Source organism: Methyloversatilis sp. XJ19-49 (assembly GCF_024580145.1).
GTDB lineage: Bacteria > Pseudomonadota > Gammaproteobacteria > Burkholderiales > Rhodocyclaceae > Methyloversatilis.
Genome location: NZ_JANINI010000001.1, coordinates 39,247 through 57,719, shown reverse-complemented (window position 1 = coordinate 57,719; position 18,473 = coordinate 39,247). Strand labels below are relative to the sequence as shown.

Sequence of the window (18,473 nt, the reverse complement as noted above, 5' to 3'; positions counted from 1 at the left end):
GGCGGATGCCGCGCGGCATCCGCCCCCCAGCCGCAGCGCAGCATGTCGTGCCTCGAAATCCGGAATTTCTTTGCGCAATCATCGTCCCTGCAGCGTGAAGAAATGCTTCAAGTATCCGGCCGCAGCGTCCGCTAACCACGAATCCACAAGGCGCACCGATCGCCTTGCTACAGGTTCGCCACGAGCGGACACATAACGGGGGAATAAGAACATGCTGAACAGCTTTTTCGGGTCGAACCTTCCGCAGGAAATCCAGAAGATCGCAGACAGCGCATCGCGTGGCGACGGCTACGCACCTCCTGCCGGTGGGGGCGCACGACAGCGCGCGCTGCTGAGTTCGCTGGCGGATGCGCTGAATGGCCTGAAGAAGGGTTTGCACCACGCTGAAGAGCAGGTTCGGCAGCTGGAAGGCGATCTCGCGGCCACGAAGGCTGAGCTGAATGAAGTCCGTGAGGCGGGCGATCAGGCGCGTACGCGCAGCGAAATGATGGCATCGGTGTCCGATGCGGGTTTGTGGGAAGCCACGCCTGGCGACAGCCGCACGCTGGATCCGAAAGCGCCCGTCTGGTGGTCCGACACCATGCGCCACATGCTGGGCTTTGAAAGCGAAGCCGACTTTCCGAACCGGCTCGAGAGCTGGTCGAGCCGCCTGCACCCGGATGATCGAAAGGCCACTCTGGAGGCATTGAGCCACGCCTGGTGCAACCGGCGCGACGGCAGCTGGCCCGACATGCAGTACCGGATCGCCGCCAGGGATGGCAGCTACCGCTGGATACGCGGTCGCGTCGTGACGGCCTTCGACGCATCAGGCCAGTCCCTGCGCATTGCCGGATCGCTGACCGACATCACGCAGCGCCGTGAAGACGAAGCCATGCTGGACGTCACGCTGACTCGTTTCACGCTGGCCAGCGAAATGCTCAACGACGGCATCTGGGACCTCGACGTCGTCGCCGGCGACCCGGTCAATCCGTCGAACACCTTCTGGTGGTCGGACCAGTTCCGGCAGCTGGTCGGCTTCGAGACCGAAGAGGAGTTTCCGAACGTACTCGACAGCTGGGCTTCGCGTCTGCATCCGGACGAAAAGCAGGCCGTGTTCAAGGCCTTCATCGACCATCTGATGGACCGCAGCGGTCGTACGCCCTACTGCATCGACTACCGGCTGCGCTGCAAGGACAACCAGTACCGCTGGTTCCGCGCCCGCGGCCGCACGCGGCGCGCCCCCGACGGCACGCCACTGCGTGCCGTCGGGGCGCTGACCAGCATCGACAGCGAACTGAACGAACGCCACCTGCAGGAACTGGAACTGAACCAGCGCCAGCAATTGAAGGACAACGTGCAGAAGATCCACGAGATCGTCACCACGATCCGCGACATTGCCAGCCAGACGAACCGCCTGGCACTCAATGCCGCGATAGAAGCTGCGCGTGCGGGCGATGCCGGACGCGGTTTCTCGGTTGTGGCCGACGAGGTGCGTACACTGTCCGAACGCACGCGCGAGGCGACCGAACAGATTGCCCACATCATTCCGGCGCAGGAAGCCAGCCACTGAAACTGGCGCTCAGGCAGATCGATCTGCGCCCCCGGTGCAGCGGCTACTTGATCGAAAAATCGGCGCGAGCCGGTGATGTCCTGGCATCACTTGTCTTCTCGCCGTTTTTTGCCACCGTATTCGGCGCAATGACGAACAGCCGTGCGTCATCGATCTTTGCCTGCTGTGCGAGATAGTCCTTCACCGCCTGCGCACGTGCCAGTCCGAGCAGGCGAAGATCTTCATCGCTCACTTCGGTATTGGTGAGCAGGAGTGTTTCCATCTCGCCGACCGGCAGGCTTTTCGTCAGCCCGACAATATTGCGCGGCTTCGGAAACGACGCTGCCTTGTACACCGTCTCCAGCAGATCCGGGTACTCCGCCGGATCAACCACCACCTCGTCGACTGGCACCTTGGTTTTCGCCGCCTTGACAGCCTTCACCTTGTTGTCGAGCAGCGCGCGGCGATACCCCTCGACGTCGGTCGCGCGGTCGGTACGGCCGGTGACTTCGATCTTCAGCGCCGGCCGGTCGGCCAGCGCCTTGCCGAGCGTATCGAGCTTGCCGCGCGCGGTGTCGCCAAGCGAAGCCCGTCCGGGTTCGAACGCGACGTGGTCGAGGTCGGCATCCGAGCCGAACAGCGACCCGAGCAGCGCAAATGGCGATGTGACGGCCTTGACGATCAGGTTCACGATCACCTTCACCACCAGACCACCGATCGAGAACTGTGGATCGGACAGCGAGCCGCTGATCGGAAGATTGATGTCGATGACGCCGTTGCGGTCCTTCAGCAGCGACACGGCAAGAAGGATCGGTGCCTTGATCGCGTCCGGACTGTCGACCGGCGCGCCGAAGGTAAGCTGGTCGAGCACCACATTGTTCTGTGCCGTGAGCTGGTCATTCTCGATCTTGTAGGCGATGCTGACGCTCAGCTTGCCCTTCTCGATGCCGTAGCCCACGTACTTGCCCGAGTACGGTGAAAGCGGCGCCAGCTCGATGCCGCGCGCATTCGCCTTGATGTCGAGGAACAGCGGACCGGCCAGCGGATTGATGCGGCCCGTGATGTCGATCGGCGCCGAACCTTCGACCACGCCGCGCAGTTCGACTTCGCCTGCGGTACCCGACTTCGAACTGAGGCCGGACACCCGTCCGCCCAGCTTCGAAAGCTGCGCGCGGTAGTTCGGCTTGATGAAGAAGTCGCTGAAATCGACCTGTCCGCCCTGCAGTACGATCGTCTTCACGTCGACCGGCGGCCGCGCCGCATCGATCATCTTCGCCAGCGCTGCACCCTGTGAGGCCGGTGGCTTGGGCGGCGCCGGCGGCGCGGCTGCGACCGGAGCGGCCGGCGGCGCTACGGAAGTGGCGGCGCCGGCCGGCTGCTTGACGATATCCTGCAGATTGAGTCGGCCCTCTTTCGAAAGGATGATGCGGGCGAAGTAATCGGACAGCGCAACCTCGCCGACCGACAGCGAAGACAGCAGATCGGGTTTGCTGCTGTCGAGCTTCAACGCCACAGCACCGATGAACAGCGTGCGCCACTTCAGCAGGTCGGAGGCATGGATCTTGTCGGTCAGATGTACATCGGCCACCGTCGTCTCGCCGTTCCACGACAGAGCCCAGGTCCCTGCCGGCGCGACCTGCACGCCCAGGTCGCCGCGCAGGCTGACATTGCCGCGCAGCAATTCGGCGTTGAGCCGCTCGGCCATCCAGGGTTGTCCGGCCAGCAGGTCAAGACGTCGCGCGTCCAGTTTGAGGCTGGCTGACACCGGCTGCAGCGAAAAGCCGCCGCGCGCACCGAACAGGCCGCCCGCCGCATCGCGGAACGCCACGTCGATACGTGACTTGAGGGTCTTGTCCGTGCCGATGTTGTCCACCGTCAGCGCGATCTTGTCCAGTTCGACCACACCAGGCTTGGCCAGCGTGCGGTCTTCGAACCGAACCGCACCCTCCTTCAGGCGGAAAGCGCCGAGCAAGGCGGTCCACGACGCACCGTTCGGCTGGGGATCGCGTGCGGTTGGTGCCGCTGCCACGGGCGGGGACGATGCCGTGACAATTCCTGCGAGATCGATGTTGCCATCGGCTTCACGCGCAGCGCGCAGCTTCGGATGAACGATATCGAACGCGTCCGCCTTCACTGTTCGGGCCGCCAGATCCACTGTCGCGCCGGACAGCACGATGTCGTCAGCCTGAATGAAAGGCTGCCTGGCGCCCTTGCGCACCAGCTTGAGCCCGCCGACCCCCGCTTCGGTCACCGTCACTTCACCCTGCGGCACGCCCTCGACCAGTGCGATCTTCAGCTTCGCGCCGAGCCGCGCCTGCGCCTGCTCGATCATGAAGTCGAGCGATGTCGGCAGATAGCCGGCAAAGCGCGGGATATCCAGGCTGGCGATGGACAGTTCCCCGTCGGCAGTCATTGTCGCGGCCGTCACACGGGCTTCCACCTTGATCTGCAGGCCGCCATCGCCCTTTGCGTCCACAACCAGCGTGGCCGGCGCTTCGCCCTGCAGCGAAAAGTCGCGCAGCACGACGTCGATCGGTTCAACGACGAAGGCGAACGGGCGTGCCGGCACCGCATCAATGACGCCGATGCGTGCCTGCACCACTTCGAGCAGCGTGATCCTGATGTCCGGCTTCGTGGCGGCTGCCGGCTGAGCAGTGGCCGCGGCGTCGGCCGGGGCAATATCGGTCGGCGCCGTCCCGCCTGATGGCACGAGCGACAACAGGTTGAGGCGACCGTCCTTTGCGCGCGCGACATCGATATCCGGCTGGTCGATGCGAACGCTGGCGATGTCGACCTTGCCGATCAGCGGTTCAATCTCGTTCAGTACGACGTCGAGCGCTGGCAGCTTGATCAGCGCGGCACCGGCCATGTCGTCAAGTTTCAGATCGTGCAGGCCAAGCGTTCCACGCAGCGTGATGCGCGGCTCGCCATCCAGCGGCTGCCGGAAACCGATCTCGATGTCCGTATCGAGCGTGCCGCTGGCGATGCGGAAGTCCAGCGGTACCGGCGAGTATTCGTCGCTTCGCGCCAGATCGAGTGCCTTCAATTCCAGCTTGAGCGTCGCTTCGCGCTCGTCGGTGAAGGGTCGTACCTTGCCTTGCAGCGCAAACGCGGCCTCATTGACCCGCGCAGAAATCGACGGCTCGACATGAAGTGCCACGTCCGACGGCAGATTGGACACGAAAGGCAAACCGATTTCGATGTTGCTGATCGTGTGCTGACGCCCCAGAGGCTGGTCATCGATGTCGATATGGCCGCCGCGCAGCACGATGTTGTTGATCGAGAAGCGCGCTGGCTCGTCGTCGGTCGATGGCTGGTCGAGAATCTTGTTCAGCACGTCGCTGAAGTTGTAGGTCGACGCATCAATGCGTGCCAGACGAATGCGCGGCTGATCGATCTCTACCGAGCGAACGATCGGCGCACCACGGAACAGCGAAGACCACTCGACATCCACCGCCAGCCGGGCAAGGCTAAGCGCCTCGGTTTCCTCGTTCGATTCAAGGATGCGCAGGCCGGCCAGCGACAGTTCGAGCGTATAGGGATTGATCGAAACCTCTTTCAGCGTGAGCTGCCGGCCGAGAAATTCCGAGCCATGCTTTTCCGCCAGTGAGCGCACGATGTGTGGCGCTGCAAAGAAGCCGAACAGGCCGAACAGCACAAGAAAAATGATCAAACCGATCAGTGTCTTGCGAAGGCGTGGGCGGGATTCGAGAATCTGGACAGGCATGCGGCATCCGTCAGGTACAGTGAAAGCGGAGCGTATCACCGCACAGCGCCTTCGGCGCTCTGCGCGCCGGCGAGGATCGACGCCAAGGACGCGCTAAAGTGCAGGCGGAAGCGGGCCGATAAACCCTTCGAATTCCTTCCTCCCGGGTACACCGCCGTTTATGTCAGACCTCATCGGATCAGTCGCCAATCTCACCGGATACCGCGACCGTGATCTCATCGACAGTACCTTCGTTTCGGTGCTCGGGGACTGGCTCGACCCGCTGCGTCTGAATCTGTATCGCTGCGTCGGCGACGGATCGGACCTGCGTCTTCTGCTGCAGGCCGGGATGGAAAAAGGTCAAGGCATGGTTGCGGCCGACCCTTCCTGGACGCCGCTCGAAGCGCTGCCACAACTGACTTCGCGCCCCCAGTTCGAGCAGGCTTTCGCGCAGGACGAACCGCTGCTCGATCTGCCGCTGCGCAACGATGACGGTCCGTGGCTCAATCTTTTCGCTGTATGGGCCGGACCCCGACGCTTCGGTATCATCGAACTGATCAGCGAGCAGCCACTGCTGCCGGTGCAACTCCGGCTGGTGAGCGGTCTGCTGAAGATCTATCGCAACCAGATCACGCTGCTCGATTACAGCGAGCGCGACAGCCTGACAGGCCTGCTTAACCGCAAGACCTTCGATGAGCAGTTCATCAAATGCATTGAACCGACAAAAGACGACAGGCCCTTGTCGTGGTGGCTGGGCGTGATCGATGTCGATCATTTCAAACGGGTGAATGACAACTTCGGGCACCTGATCGGAGACGAAGTGTTGCTGCTGGTTGCGCGCCTGCTGCGCAGTGCGTTTCGCCAGAGCGAACAACTCTATCGTTTCGGCGGCGAAGAATTCATCGTGCTGTTGCGCGCCGAACACGAAGGTGAAGCCATGCTCGCCTTCGAGTTCTTTCGCGAACAGCTTGCCGGCTTCAGCTTCCCGCAGGTCGGCACGGTCACCGCGAGCGTGGGATTCACCCGGGTTCGCGAAATGGACAACGCGAGCAGCGCAGTCGACCGGGGCGACCGCGCCGTCTATCACGCAAAGAAGCACGGTCGCAATCAGGTGCATTCTCATGAGGCGCTGCTGCGAAGCGACGAATTGCTCGAAGTCGACAACTCTGGCGCGATCGAACTGTTCTGAAACGACAGGCTGCGATCGATCGCAACGGAACGCGCGATTGAAGGCATGAAAAAGAAAAGGGCCGCATAAGCGGCCCTTCCTTTGACCGGAGCACGTGCTGTGCCCCGATTATTGCTGGCGGAGTGGACGGGACTCGAACCCGCGACCCCCGGCGTGACAGGCCGGTATTCTAACCAACTGAACTACCACTCCTTGTTGGTGCCGGCACTAGCATTTCCGGACTCACTTGACTGACCAGCGGAATCACTGGCGTCCCCACGGGGATTCGAACCCCGGTACCTACCGTGAAAGGGTAGTGTCCTAGGCCTCTAGACGATGGGGACCTAGTTTGTGCTGCTTTTGCTTCTTCTCTTTCGCCTGGTGGAGGTAAGCGGGATCGAACCGCTGACCTCTTGCATGCCATGCAAGCGCTCTCCCAGCTGAGCTATACCCCCGTCGAAAGAGACGCGCATTATAAGCAGTCCGGGCGCTTTGTAAAGTGAGCCGGACGATTATTTTTGCCTGACCAGCGCATGCATTCCATATACGTAGTGCTTCCGCATATTGCGGAAGTCTGCCTTCAGATGAAAGGCGGTGGCAGCAGCTTGCCTGGATTCATCAGGGCCTGCGGATCGAGTGCGTGTTTCACTGCACGCATCAGGTCGAGCTCCACCGGACTTTTGCATGCGGCCAGCAGCTGCGGCTTGAGCTGACCGATGCCGTGCTCGGCAGATACCGATCCCGCCAGCTCGCGCACCATTTCATAGACAAGTGCGTTGGCGGTTGCTGCGTCGGCCAGCAGCCGCGCGTTGTCTTCTGCCTGCGGGAAGGACAGGTTGTAGTGCAGGTTGCCATCGCCGGCATGACCGAACACCACGATACGTACGCCAGGCAATGCCTTCAAGATGCGCGCACCGGCCTGATCGATGAAGCACGGAATCGCACTGACCGGTACGCTGATGTCGTGCTTCACGCTGAAACCCTCGATGCGCTGCGCCTCGGAAATGTTTTCGCGCAGCGCCCACAGTGCAGCCGCCTGCGAAAGATCCTGAGCGATCACCGCGTCGCGCATCACGCCCCGCACCATCAGGGCTCCCAGAAGCTCACCCAGGCGCTCATCGAGCCCGGGCTGGTTCCCTGACACTTCGACCAACGCATACCAGGGCGCAACGCCGGACAACGGGTCGCGCGTGTCGGGCATGTGCTTGAGTACCAGCGCCAGCGCCTCACGCCCGATCAGTTCGAAGGCGTTCAGTACGTCGCTTGCCTGCGTGCGCAGATGCGCCAGCACATCGATGCCGCGCTGCGCATCATCCAGCGCCACCCAGGCGAGCGCCGAATGCGCCGGCAACGGCGACAGCTTCAGCACGGCGGCGCTGATGAAGCCGAGGGTGCCTTCGGCGCCGATGAACAGGTGCTTGAGGTCATAGCCGGTATTGTCCTTGCGCAAGGCACGCAGACCGTCCCAGACGCGACCGTCGGGCAGCACGACTTCCAGCCCGAGCACCTGGTCGCGTGCATTGCCATGCCGCAATACATGCACGCCGCCCGCGTTGGTCGACAGGTTGCCACCTATTTCGCACGATCCCTCCGACGCGAGGCTGAGCGGGAACAGCAAACCCGCGTCGCGCGCAGCCGCCTGAACGGCAGCCAGTTTGCAGCCGGCTTCGACAATGATCGACGCGTTGTCGCGATCCAGCGCACGGATGCGGTTCAGGCGCGAAAGATTGACCAGCACCTCCCCCTGCCCCGCGCGCGGCGTTGCGCCGCCACACAGGCCGGTATTGCCGCCCTGGGGCACCATGGGCAGCCCGGCGTCGGCACACAGCCGTACGACGCGAGACAGTTCTTCGGTCGTTGCCGGGCGCACGACGCACAGCGCATCGCCGATGTAGCGGCCGCGCCAGTCCGTCAGGTACGGGGCGGTATCAGCAGCGGCTGTCAGCACGTGGGCGTCGCCGACGAGATCGCGCAGCCCGGCGAGCGCGTCAGCGATGCGCTCGCGCTCCATCGTCAGTCCTCGGTGACCAGTTCGGCGTAGAGGTCATGCACGTCGCAGTCGGTGATGCGTACGCGCACGAAGTCTCCGACATCGAGGTCCTGACCGTCGAGGATGTGCACCAGACCGTCGATGTCCGGCGCGTCGCCCTCGCTGCGCGCCACGGCGCCATCGTCATCCACTTCGTCGACCAGCACGATCATTTCGCGATCGATCTTCTCTTCCAGCCGCTGCGTGCTGATGTCTTCCTGAAACTCCATCAGACGCTGCCTGCGCTCTTCGCGCACCTCTTCCGGCACCGCGCCCGGAAGATCGTTGGCGGTCGCACCCTCGACCGGGGAATAGGCGAAGCAGCCGACACGGTCCAGCCGCGCTTCGCCCAAAAACTGCAACAGCTCTTCGAACTCGGCGTCCGTTTCGCCCGGAAAGCCCGCGATGAAGGTGCTGCGTATCGTGATGTCCGGACAGATCTCGCGCCAGGCGCGGATGCGTTCGAGATTGTTCTCGGCATTGGCCGGCCGCTTCATTGCCTTCAGGATGCGCGGGCTGGCGTGCTGGAACGGCACGTCGAGATAGGGAAGAATCTTGCCTTCCGCCATCAGCGGCAGGATGTCATCGACGTGCGGGTATGGGTACACATAGTGCATGCGCACCCAGATGCCCAGTTCGCCCAGCGCACTGGCCAGGTCATACAGCTTGGTGCGCAGCGGCCTGCCGCCCCAGAAGCCGGTGCGGTACTTCACATCGACGCCATAGGCGCTGGTGTCCTGCGACACGATCAGCAGTTCGCGCACGCCGGCGTCGCGCAGCGTTTCGGCTTCGCGCATGACATCGCCGATCGGCCGGCTGACCAGATCGCCGCGCATCGACGGAATGATGCAGAAGCTGCAGCGGTGGTTGCATCCTTCGGAAATCTTCAGATAGGCGTAATGCGACGGCGTCAGACGGATGCCCTGAGGCGGCACCAGATCGGTGAACGGATCATGCGGCTTGGGCAGGTGGCGATGCACCGCGTTCATGACCTCCTCGGTCGCGTGCGGACCGGTCACCGCCAGTACCTGCGGGTGCGTTTCCAGCACCTGCTGGCGTTTCGGCCCTTCGGCGCCCATGCAGCCGGTCACGATGACCTTGCCGTTCTCGGCCAGCGCCTCGCCGATTGCATCGAGCGATTCCTCGACCGCGGCATCGATGAAGCCACAGGTGTTCACCACGACGATGTCGGCACCGTCATAGGTCGGTGAAATGTCGTAGCCCTCGGAGCGCAGCCGCGTCAGGATGGATTCGGAGTCAACCGTAGCCTTGGGACACCCCAGGCTGAGGAAACCCACACTCGGATTCTTGCTCATGAAGCACTCGATAGGAAATCAACAGACAAGTATACCGCCCAGTTCGTCCCGGACCGCTCAGAACGACGGCCGGACGTGGTCGATCATGTCTGGCGGCAAATCGGCGCAGGGCGGCATTGAATCGAGGCGGCGAAAGCCCATCGATCGGAGCATGCGGAGCGACGCCAGGTTGTCGCGATGCACTGCAGCATGAACGGGGTGTGCTTCGCCTCGACTGGCGAGAAACCCGAGTACGGACAGACAGGCTTCGCGCGCGAATCCGTTCCCCCAATGCGCACGGGCGAGGAAGTAGCCGATCTGCAGATCGCCGTTGCGCCGTTGCCCGAGTTGCAGGAAGCCGACCGGCTCGCCGGTCCTGAGACGGATCACGTGCTTGATGCGGTGCGCGTCGTTGGCAATCACGCTGCGCACCCAGCGTCCGGCGTCGAATGGCAGCGCAACGTCGGGGATGTAGCGGAAAATCGACGCGTCGGCCGCGATCAGCGCAAGATCGGATACGTCGTCCTGAGTCATCGGCACCAGCACCAGCCGATCGGCAAGCAGGCAGGCATTGATCAACGCGGCGTCTCCGCAAACAAAAGAGCCGACCCTGCGGATCGGCTCTGAGTGGTTCGCACCGTCATACGTTGCCGCTTACTTGGTTGGCGGCGGCCCCTTGTCGCCGCCTTGCGGTGGCGTGAAGCCCGGGAACTTGAAGCCGGACATCATCGAGCGCGTCTGTTGTTCGATCTGCTCCTGCATCTGCACGAACATGCGCTTGCTCTGTTCCATGTAGGCACCCATCATGCTCTGCATGGCGGGGCCCTGGAAGTTCAGGAACTGGGCCCACAGATCCTTGCTCATGGCATTGTTGTCGCCGTAGATGGCGCGCGCCTGATCCTGCAGCTTGGACTGTACGTCGGTGAATGCCTTGATGTTGCCTTCAAGGTATTTGCCCATCATGCCCTGCATCGCATTGCCGTAGAAACGGATCATCTGCGACAGCAGGTCGGACGTGAACATCGGCACGCCTTCGCTCTCTTCTTCGATGATGATCTGCAGAAGGATGCTGCGCGTCAGGTCGTCGCCGGTCTTGGCATCGACCACCTGGAATTCCGCGTTCTCGAGGACCAGTTCCTTCACGTCGGACAAGGTGATGTAGGAACTCGTACGGGTGTCGTAAAGCCGGCGGTTGGGGTATTTCTTGATCAGCCTGTGGGTGGAACTGGTCCCCTCGCGGCTTTGCGAAACGCTCATTATGTCCTGTCCTCGTTCGATGGCTCTGCGTCGGAGCGGTGGGTTTTGCCCGCAACATTTTCGATCATACAGCAAGCAAAGGCCTTATGCGGCAGTGCCGCATAAGGCCTTTGCTTTGATACTTAGTGCGCTGATTGCTCAGACGCCAAGGCTTACTGGTAGTAAAGCCCGCCGTTGATGTTCAGCGTTGCGCCGGTGACATAGCCCGCCAGTTCCGACGCAAGATAGGACACCGCCGCACCGATTTCTTCCGGCTTGCCCAGACGCTTCATCGGCACGGAATCGATGATGCTCTGACGGATGTCGTCACGGATCGACATGACCATTTCGGTACCGACATAGCCCGGCGAAATGGCATTGACGGTGACGCCCTTGGTGGCCATTTCGGCCGCCAGCGCCTTGGTGAAACCGATCACGCCAGCCTTGGCGGCCGAGTAGTTCGTCTGCCCCGCCTGACCCTTGACGCCATTGACCGACGAGATGTTGATGATGCGCCCCCAGCCACGTTCGGCCATGCGGCCGGCAACCTGGTGGGTCACGTTGAACAGGCTGTCGAGATTGGTGGTCAGCACGGCGTCCCACTGGCCCTTGTCCATCTTCGAAAAGAACTTGTCGCGGGTGATGCCGGCGTTGTTGACGACAACGTCCACCGGTCCGAAATCCTGTTCGACCTTTTCGATCATGGCCTTGCAGGACTCATAGTCCGACACGTCACCTTCGGCAGCCTTCAGGTCGAAACCTTCCGTCTGCATCTTCGTCAGCCACTCGTCCTTCTGCGGGAAGCCCGGCAGACAGTTGGCCACCACGGTGTAGCCGTCCTTTGCCAGTGCCTTGCAGATTGCCGTTCCCAGGCCGCCCATACCGCCGGTTACCAGCGCCACTCTTTTCGTCATCACTCATCTCCCAGCCAGCTGCGTCAGTGAGCTTCCACCCCCGCCGGACGGGGTGGAAGTTTTGCGCGGACATCCGCGCTGGCGGTCAGGCCATATGCTGACCACCGTTGATTGCAATGTTGGCGCCGGTGACGAAAGCGGCTTCGTCCGACGCCAGGTAGGCCACGAGGCCTGCAATTTCTTCCGGCTTTCCCAGACGCGACACCGGAATCTGCGGCAGGATCTTGCTGTCGAGAATCTCCTGCGGAATCGCCATCACCATCTTGGTGCCGATGTAGCCCGGTGAAATCGTGTTGACCGTGACGCCGTTGCGCGCCACTTCAAGCGCCAGCGCCTTGGTGAAGCCATGCATGCCGGCCTTGGCAGCCGAATAGTTGGTCTGGCCGAAGGCGCCCTTGGAACCATTGACCGACGACACATTGATGACGCGGCCCCACTTGCGCTCGGTCATGCCGTCGATGACCTGCTTGGTCATGTTGAAGCAGGAGTCGAGATTGGTCGAAATCACCACTTTCCAGTCCGCCGCCGTCATCTTCTTGAATGTCATGTCGCGCGTGATGCCGGCGTTGTTCACCAGCACATCCACAGGCCCCACTTCCCGGGTCACGGTTTCCACGCACGCCTTGCACGAATCGAAGTCCGACACATCGCACGCGTAGGCCTTGAATCCATAGCCCATGTTGTTCATTGCCTGCAGCCATTCGGCTGCCTTCGTATTGCCCGGGCTGTGCGTGGTGACCACGCGGAAACCCAGTGCAGCGAGCTTGATGCAGACCGCTTCACCCAATCCGCCCATGCCGCCCGTTACCAGTGCAACTCTTGCCATGCTTGTCTCCTCCGATTTTTGTGAGGGTATTTCGCTGCCGCGGCCCCCCTCTTTAAGGCCGCCATTTCTCAAGTCGTTGCCAGCCCTTTCACGTACCGTCCGGGTGCCGCTTCGATCACGGCATACCTTGCATTTCCGGGGGCTTTCGGCGCGGCGACCTTCTTGCCGGACTTGCCCGCCAGCCACACGGCGTAGTGCTTCCACCAGCTGCCCGGATGTTCGGTGGCGCCCGCGCGCCATTCCAGCGCGGTCGATGCGTCGCCGCCTGTCCAGTGCGAGCGCTTGTCCTTCGAAACCGGATTGATCGTGCCGGCAACATGGCCGCTGGCGCCGAGCACGAAGGTGGTGTCGCCGCCGAGCAGTCCGCGCGCCAGGTAGGCGCCGGTCCAGGGCACGATGTGATCTTCCGATGTGGCGAGCAGGTAGGCCGGCATGTCGACCTTGCCGAGATCGAGCCGCACGCCGAGCACTTCGAGCTTGCCCGGCACGCGCAGGCTGTTTTCCAGATACAGGTTGCGCAGATACCAGGTCAGGAAGGGCCCGGGCAGATTCGTGCTGTCGCAGTTCCAGTGCAGGATGTCGAAAGGCGGGGGTGTTTCGCCCTTCAGGTAGTTGCCGACCACGTAATTCCAGATCAGGTCGTTCGGCCGCAGGCTGCTGAAGGTCTGCGCCAGTTCGCGCCCGGGCAGCACGCCACCGCGTCCGATGGTTGCTTCGCGCGCAGCCACCATGCCTTCGTCGATCAGGCAGGCAAGTTCGCCGGCGTCGGAAAAGTCGAGCAGCGTGGTCAGCAAGGCCATGCTGGCCGCCGGCTTCTCGCCGCGTCCGCAAGCCACGGCGAGCGCCGAGGCCAGAATGGTGCCGCCGACGCAGAAACCCAGCGTGTTCGGCTGTGCGTCACCCGTGATGTCGCGTACGACATCCAGCGCCGCCAGCGGGCCGAGACTGAGGTAGTTTTCCCAGGTCAGGTTGCCCATCGAATCGTCCGGATTTCGCCACGACACGAGGAAAACCGTAAAGCCCTGTTCGACCAGATAGCGCACCAGCGAGTTTTCCGGCTGCAGGTCCATCAGGTAGTACTTGTTGATGCAGGGCGGAATGATCAGCAATGGCTTCGCATGCACCTTGGCGGTCAGCGGCGCGTACTGGATCAGCTGTATCAGCGTGTTCTCGAACACCACCGAGCCTGGCGTCACGGCCAGATTCCTCCCGACCTCGAAGGCACCCGGTGCCGACATCGAAATGTAGCCCTGCTGCAGGTCGCGCAAAAGGTTTTCCATGCCCTTGCGGATGCTTTCGCCTTCGGTGCGCAGCGCCGTCTGGATGAATTCGGGGTTGGTCGCGGCGAAATTCGCCGGCGACATCGCCTCAATCATCTGTTTCGACAGATAGCGCATGCGCTCCTTGGCACGTCCGTCGGCCACCGGCGTCGCCTCGACGCATTCGCGCATGAAGGCAGAGTTGAGCGCATAAGCCTGGCGCAGATAGTCGAAATACGGGCTCTCCGACCATTCCGGCGCACGGAAGCGGCGATCCGACGGATCCATCCTGACCACCGGGGTACCCGGCTCATCGTGTTTGCGTTGTGCAAAGGCCTGCCAGAGCTGATGCTGGCTGGTCAGCCACTGCTGATGCAGGGCGTTGAAGCGCTCGGCTTCCGGCGGCGGAAAACCGATTGGCGGAAGCGCTGTCTGACCAGCAGCGGCGCGGGCACCATCCGCTGGCTGCTGACGAGCCATGAAATCGCTGAAGTGGCGGCTCATGGCAGTCATGATGGCCATCCAGTCCTGGGTCTGTTCGCCGGATGGCGGCATCGAAGATGGCCCGGGGCTTGCCGATTCACTGCTCATCTATTTCGATTCCTGTCGTTCCTGATGTACCCGTATGCACGGCCAGCGACGGTAAGCTGTGGTGTGATCGGGTACGGATTTACGGCTACCGAGCATAGCAGCGGCAACATCAAAGGACCTGTCTTCAGGTCCGGCCTTGCATGAATGCAGCGCATTTATACCTTGCGCCATCCAGCATCGCCAAGAATTGTTGCATTGCACAAAAACTGTGTCAATCCCGTAGTGCGGAAGGAGTCATACCGGATGTACATCGTCGCCATCGCCTGGATCTACGTCGTGCTGATGATGTCGATCACCGAACAGTCCGTCATCGCCGGCATCATGACCTTTGTTTTCTACGGTCTGGCGCCACTGGCCCTTTTTCTGTGGATTTTCGGCACGCCGGCGCGACGGCGCGCGGCGCATCGGAAATCGCTGCTCGCGCAGGCCGAAGCTTCAGTGGGCGAATCCGTCGACCAGATGGTGGATCAGCACGATGCTGCCGATGCCGGCCGAAATGAGCACCACCTGCTGAATGGTGGCGGACAGCTCGGCACGGCGGTGCAGACCGGGGATCAGGTCGGCGACGGCGACATAGATCATGCTGGCAGCCGCGATGCACAGCAGGTAGGGCACCGCCCCTGAGATAGACGCCAGCGCGAAGTACGCGCCCACTGCGCCGACCAGCGTGGCCATGCTCGACAGCAGATTGAAGGCCAGCGCCCTCATGCGGCTCATGCCCGAGTGCAGCAGCACCAGATAGTCACCCACCTCCTGCGGAATTTCGTGCGCCACGATCGCGGTCGCGGTGACGATGCCGAGTGGAATGCTCTGAGTGAAGGCAGCGGCGATCAGCACGCCGTCGACAAAATTGTGAAAGGCATCGCCGATCAGAATCAACGATGCGCTGCGCATCGATTCCTCGCTGCCGTACCCATGCGCATGGCCACCGCCCGGGAGGTGGCTGTGAGCCTTGAGCGCGACGGGTATGGCCGCCGGCGCAACCGGCCGGTATGAATGCGCAGTCGCGCTTCGCTTCACTTCGACCGGATCGTGCGCCTCGCAGCTCACTTCATGGCAGTGCCGCCACAGCACCAGCTTTTCCAGCAGGAAGAAGCCGAGGATGCCGGCCAGCAGAATGCTCGTGGCCAGCTCGACGCTGCCGATTTCGGTGATCGCCTGCGGCAGCACACCGAGCAGCGATGCACCGAGCAGCGCACCGACCGAGTAGCTGATGAGCAGCGGAATGCTGTGCGGCTTCGCGGCAAAACCGACCAGGGCAGCGGCACATACACTGATCACGCCACCCACGAAAGAGGCAAGCACGATCCACATGAGTACAGACATAAAGTGCCGCGAGTAGCTGAAAAGAGGCCGGATTATCCTTGATCCGGCGACATAGAGGGGTTTGCAGTCCGCCAGATCAGGCTGGCCATGCGCCCGGTGCGACCGTCGCGCCGGAACGAATGGAACAGCCCGGCCTGTCCGACCGTACACAAACCGCCGCCATACACGGCCTGCACACCGGCCTGTGCGAGCTCGAGCCGGGCCAGCCGGTAGATATCGGCAAACAGCCGGTCGCCCTCGCCGGACCGGAACGCGTCTTCTGCCCGTGCCAGCCGTGCCGCAAAGACATCCTTCACTTCAGGTCCGACCTCGAAGGCATCCGGCCCGATGGCCGGTCCGAGCCAGGCAAGGATGTCTGACGCCGGACAGCCCATGCGTTCGACGGTACGGCTGAGCACGCCAGCGGCCAGGCCACGCCAGCCTGCATGCGCGGCAGCCACGACCGTGCCTTGACGGTTGCAGAACAGCACCGGCAGACAGTCGGCGGTCAGCACCGCGCACACCGAACCCGGCTGATGCGACACCGATGCGTCGGCACACGCCGTGCGGTCGCGGTCCGCATCCGCAACGTCCGCACCGTGCACCTGATCGAGCCAGAGCGGTTCGGCAGGCAGGCAGGCGCGCAACAACGCGCGATTGGCCGCAACCGCAGCCGGATCGTCCCCGACGTGCGACGCCGGGTTGAACGGACCGAACGGAGGCTGACTGACCCCGCCGAGACGGGTCGTCACGGCCGCGTGCACGCCAGGCGGTGCCGGCCAGTCGGGGCGGATCAGCGGCAGCGTCATCGGGGCAGTCGCAGGCTGTCGATCAACTGCACCAGATCATCCGGCAGCGGCACCTCCCAGGCGACGTCGGCACCGCTTCGCGGGTGGATCAGTCCGAGGCGCCAGGCGTGCAGCGCCTGCCGGCCGAACTGCGCCGCCACCGGACGTGGCGCATAGGTGTCGTCACCGAGCAGCGGGTGACCGATGGATGCCATGTGTACGCGTATCTGGTGCGTGCGGCCGGTTTCCAGCCGGCACTCGACCGCCGTGGCGTCACGCAGCCGATCGCGCAAGGCGTAGTGGGTGCGCGCAGGCCGCCCGGTCGGCACGACAGCCATGCGCGTGCGATGCACCGGGTGACGGCCGATCGGCGCGTCAACCACCCCATCGGCCCGCACGGTGCCGCTGACCACCGCAATGTAGCGACGCGACACGGAGCGCGCCTGCAGCTGACGCACCAGATCGGTCTGCGCTTCGAGCGTACAGGCCACCACCAGAAGGCCGGTCGTGTCCTTGTCCAGCCGATGCACGATGCCCGCGCGCGGCACCTGCGCCAGCGCCGGGCGGTGATGCAGCAGTGCATTGAGCAAGGTGCCGTCCGGCACACCATTGCCCGGGTGCACGACCATGCCGGCCGGCTTGCTGACCACCAGCAGCGTGTCGTCTTCGTGGATGATGTCGAGCGGGATGTCCTGCGGCGCATGCACAGTGTCCGGCGCCGGTACGTCGGGATCGAGTTCGAGCCGCTCGCCGGTGAAGGTGCGGCGCCGGGTGTCGCTCGCCACCGCCTCGTCCACCTTCACCCGACCCGCGCGCAGCCAGTCCTGAAGCCGCGCCCGCGAGTACTGCGGCCACACTGCAGCCAGCACCACGTCGAGCCGCTGGCCGACCACGCCGGGCGGCACCACTGCATGAAGTCGATGACCGGGCGGCTCGGCGATATAATCCTCTTCTTGAATCTCTTCCAGGGCTGGTTCGGTCATGTGGCGTATTTTAACGATAGTGCTTGTGGTGATGCTGTCCGCTGGCTGCAACATCCTGCCGAAGAAGATCGACGAAACGGCCAACTGGTCGGCGCAGCGCCTCTACACCGAAGCCAAGCAACTGCTCGACGAAGGCGCCTTCGACCAGTCGGTCAAGATGTACGAAAAGCTGGAAGCGCGTTACCCCTACGGCCGTTACGCGCAGCAGGCGCAGATCGAGGTGGCCTACGCCTACTACCGCTCCGGTGACCGCGTACAGGCGCTTGCCGCCTGCGAACGATTCATCCGCCTGCACCCCAATCACCCGAACATCGATTACATCTTCTACCTGCGCGGCCTGGTCGACTTCAACGAAGACATGGGTTTCATGAGCAAGATTTCGCGTCAGGACATGACCGAACGCGACCCCAAGGGCCTGCGCGACTCGTTCGATGCGCTGAAGGAACTGATCACGCGCTATCCGGACAGCAAGTATGTGCCGGACGCCAAGGCGCGCATGGGCTATCTGGTCAATGCGCTGGCCGCCGCCGAAGTACACGTGGCGCGATACTACTTCCGGCGCGGCGCCTATCTCGCCGCGGCGAACCGCGCACAGTTCGCGATCAGCAATTTCCAGGAATCGCCGTCGACCGAAGAAGCGCTGTACATCCTCACCCGCTCGTATGAACAGCTCGGCCTGAGCGACTTGCAGGAAGATGCCCAGCGCGTCATGGTGAAGAACTTCCCCGAGAGCACCTATCCGGAACTGGGCTTCCAGGACGGCAAGGACGACCCGTGGTGGAAGCTCTGGTAATCATCCTGCCGCGCAGTCCCGCGCGGCAGATCTGACTGTATCGACAGGGAGC

14 protein-coding genes and 3 tRNA genes are annotated in these 18,473 nt (G+C 62.9%); 3 read left to right on the top strand and 14 right to left on the bottom strand.

What is annotated here, in order from left to right; genetic code table 11:
* The first annotated feature begins 211 nt into the window (after window positions 1-211).
* Window positions 212-1,549, top strand: a complete 1,338-nt coding sequence (locus NMQ16_RS19185; RefSeq protein WP_306441599.1) for a PAS domain-containing protein — start codon at window positions 212-214, stop codon at window positions 1,547-1,549.
* 43 nt (window positions 1,550-1,592) lie between these two features.
* On the opposite strand, the gene NMQ16_RS00225 is transcribed toward NMQ16_RS19185, so the two are convergent.
* Window positions 1,593-5,255: a DUF748 domain-containing protein gene (locus NMQ16_RS00225; RefSeq protein WP_257078454.1), complete on the bottom strand. Its 3,663-nt coding sequence runs from the start codon at window positions 5,253-5,255 to the stop codon at window positions 1,593-1,595.
* A gap of 160 nt (window positions 5,256-5,415) precedes the next feature.
* On the opposite strand from NMQ16_RS00225, the gene NMQ16_RS00220 reads away from it, so the two are divergent.
* A complete protein-coding gene (locus NMQ16_RS00220) occupies window positions 5,416-6,423 on the top strand; it encodes a GGDEF domain-containing protein (protein ID WP_257078453.1) in 1,008 nt (335 codons plus the stop codon).
* Between the two features lie 115 nt (window positions 6,424-6,538).
* Here the strand turns inward: NMQ16_RS00220 and NMQ16_RS00215 are convergent.
* The 13 genes from NMQ16_RS00215 to rluD all read right to left on the bottom strand — a co-directional run bounded on the left by NMQ16_RS00215 (window position 6,539) and on the right by rluD (window position 17,628).
* Window positions 6,539-6,615, bottom strand: a tRNA-Asp gene (locus NMQ16_RS00215).
* Between the two features lie 55 nt (window positions 6,616-6,670).
* A tRNA-Glu gene (locus NMQ16_RS00210) sits at window positions 6,671-6,746 on the bottom strand.
* A 35-nt stretch (window positions 6,747-6,781) separates the two neighbouring features.
* Window positions 6,782-6,857: transfer RNA gene (locus tag NMQ16_RS00205), tRNA-Ala, on the bottom strand.
* A 125-nt stretch (window positions 6,858-6,982) separates the two neighbouring features.
* A complete protein-coding gene (locus NMQ16_RS00200; RefSeq protein WP_257078452.1) occupies window positions 6,983-8,413 on the bottom strand; it encodes an FAD-binding oxidoreductase in 1,431 nt (476 codons plus the stop codon).
* Window positions 8,414-8,415: 2 nt separating this feature from the next.
* Complete coding sequence (gene rimO / locus NMQ16_RS00195) at window positions 8,416-9,747, bottom strand: 30S ribosomal protein S12 methylthiotransferase RimO (RefSeq protein WP_257078451.1); 1,332 nt, start codon at window positions 9,745-9,747, stop codon at window positions 8,416-8,418.
* A 57-nt stretch (window positions 9,748-9,804) separates the two neighbouring features.
* Window positions 9,805-10,305: a GNAT family N-acetyltransferase gene (locus tag NMQ16_RS00190; protein ID WP_257078450.1), complete on the bottom strand. Its 501-nt coding sequence runs from the start codon at window positions 10,303-10,305 to the stop codon at window positions 9,805-9,807.
* A gap of 75 nt (window positions 10,306-10,380) precedes the next feature.
* Window positions 10,381-10,983 carry a polyhydroxyalkanoate synthesis repressor PhaR gene (phaR, locus tag NMQ16_RS00185; protein ID WP_257078449.1) on the bottom strand — a complete coding sequence of 201 codons (603 nt, stop codon included), beginning with the start codon at window positions 10,981-10,983 and terminating at the stop codon, window positions 10,381-10,383.
* 152 nt (window positions 10,984-11,135) lie between these two features.
* A complete protein-coding gene (locus tag NMQ16_RS00180; protein WP_069037385.1) occupies window positions 11,136-11,876 on the bottom strand; it encodes a beta-ketoacyl-ACP reductase in 741 nt (246 codons plus the stop codon).
* 85 nt (window positions 11,877-11,961) lie between these two features.
* Complete coding sequence (phbB, locus tag NMQ16_RS00175) at window positions 11,962-12,702, bottom strand: acetoacetyl-CoA reductase (protein ID WP_257078448.1); 741 nt, start codon at window positions 12,700-12,702, stop codon at window positions 11,962-11,964.
* 68 nt (window positions 12,703-12,770) lie between these two features.
* Window positions 12,771-14,552, bottom strand: coding sequence for a class I poly(R)-hydroxyalkanoic acid synthase (phaC, locus tag NMQ16_RS00170; RefSeq protein ID WP_257078447.1), 1,782 nt, complete (start codon window positions 14,550-14,552; stop codon window positions 12,771-12,773).
* Window positions 14,553-14,987: 435 nt separating this feature from the next.
* Window positions 14,988-15,878 (bottom strand): ZIP family metal transporter, encoded by an 891-nt coding sequence (locus tag NMQ16_RS00165; RefSeq protein WP_257078446.1) that lies wholly within the window; start codon window positions 15,876-15,878, stop codon window positions 14,988-14,990.
* 32 nt (window positions 15,879-15,910) lie between these two features.
* Window positions 15,911-16,666 (bottom strand): peptidoglycan editing factor PgeF, encoded by a 756-nt coding sequence (gene pgeF, locus NMQ16_RS00160; RefSeq protein WP_257078445.1) that lies wholly within the window; start codon window positions 16,664-16,666, stop codon window positions 15,911-15,913.
* Entirely contained in the window at window positions 16,663-17,628 is a 966-nt protein-coding gene (gene rluD, locus NMQ16_RS00155; RefSeq protein ID WP_257078444.1) for a 23S rRNA pseudouridine(1911/1915/1917) synthase RluD, read from the bottom strand. The genes pgeF and rluD overlap by 4 nt, the downstream gene beginning before the upstream one ends.
* On the opposite strand from rluD, the gene NMQ16_RS00150 reads away from it, so the two are divergent.
* Complete coding sequence (locus NMQ16_RS00150) at window positions 17,627-18,421, top strand: outer membrane protein assembly factor BamD (protein WP_257078443.1); 795 nt, start codon at window positions 17,627-17,629, stop codon at window positions 18,419-18,421. The genes rluD and NMQ16_RS00150 overlap by 2 nt on opposite strands.
* The last annotated feature ends 52 nt before the right edge of the window (window positions 18,422-18,473 follow it).

Excerpts from the sequence above, each read along its gene's own strand:
- NMQ16_RS19185 (WP_306441599.1), top strand. The coding sequence starts at position 212 with ATGCTGAACAGCTTTTTCGGGTCGAACCTTCCGCAGGAAATCCAGAAG.
- NMQ16_RS00225 (WP_257078454.1), bottom strand. The coding sequence starts at position 5,255 with ATGCCTGTCCAGATTCTCGAATCCCGCCCACGCCTTCGCAAGACACTG.
- NMQ16_RS00220 (WP_257078453.1), top strand. The coding sequence starts at position 5,416 with ATGTCAGACCTCATCGGATCAGTCGCCAATCTCACCGGATACCGCGAC.
- NMQ16_RS00200 (WP_257078452.1), bottom strand. The coding sequence starts at position 8,413 with ATGGAGCGCGAGCGCATCGCTGACGCGCTCGCCGGGCTGCGCGATCTC.
- rimO (WP_257078451.1), bottom strand. The coding sequence starts at position 9,747 with ATGAGCAAGAATCCGAGTGTGGGTTTCCTCAGCCTGGGGTGTCCCAAG.
- phaR (WP_257078449.1), bottom strand. The coding sequence starts at position 10,983 with ATGAGCGTTTCGCAAAGCCGCGAGGGGACCAGTTCCACCCACAGGCTG.
- NMQ16_RS00180 (WP_069037385.1), bottom strand. The coding sequence starts at position 11,876 with ATGACGAAAAGAGTGGCGCTGGTAACCGGCGGTATGGGCGGCCTGGGA.
- phbB (WP_257078448.1), bottom strand. The coding sequence starts at position 12,702 with ATGGCAAGAGTTGCACTGGTAACGGGCGGCATGGGCGGATTGGGTGAA.
- phaC (WP_257078447.1), bottom strand. The coding sequence starts at position 14,552 with ATGAGCAGTGAATCGGCAAGCCCCGGGCCATCTTCGATGCCGCCATCC.
- NMQ16_RS00165 (WP_257078446.1), bottom strand. The coding sequence starts at position 15,878 with ATGTCTGTACTCATGTGGATCGTGCTTGCCTCTTTCGTGGGTGGCGTG.
- pgeF (WP_257078445.1), bottom strand. The coding sequence starts at position 16,666 with ATGACGCTGCCGCTGATCCGCCCCGACTGGCCGGCACCGCCTGGCGTG.
- NMQ16_RS00150 (WP_257078443.1), top strand. The coding sequence starts at position 17,627 with ATGTGGCGTATTTTAACGATAGTGCTTGTGGTGATGCTGTCCGCTGGC.
- rluD (WP_257078444.1), bottom strand. The coding sequence starts at position 17,628 with ATGACCGAACCAGCCCTGGAAGAGATTCAAGAAGAGGATTATATCGCC.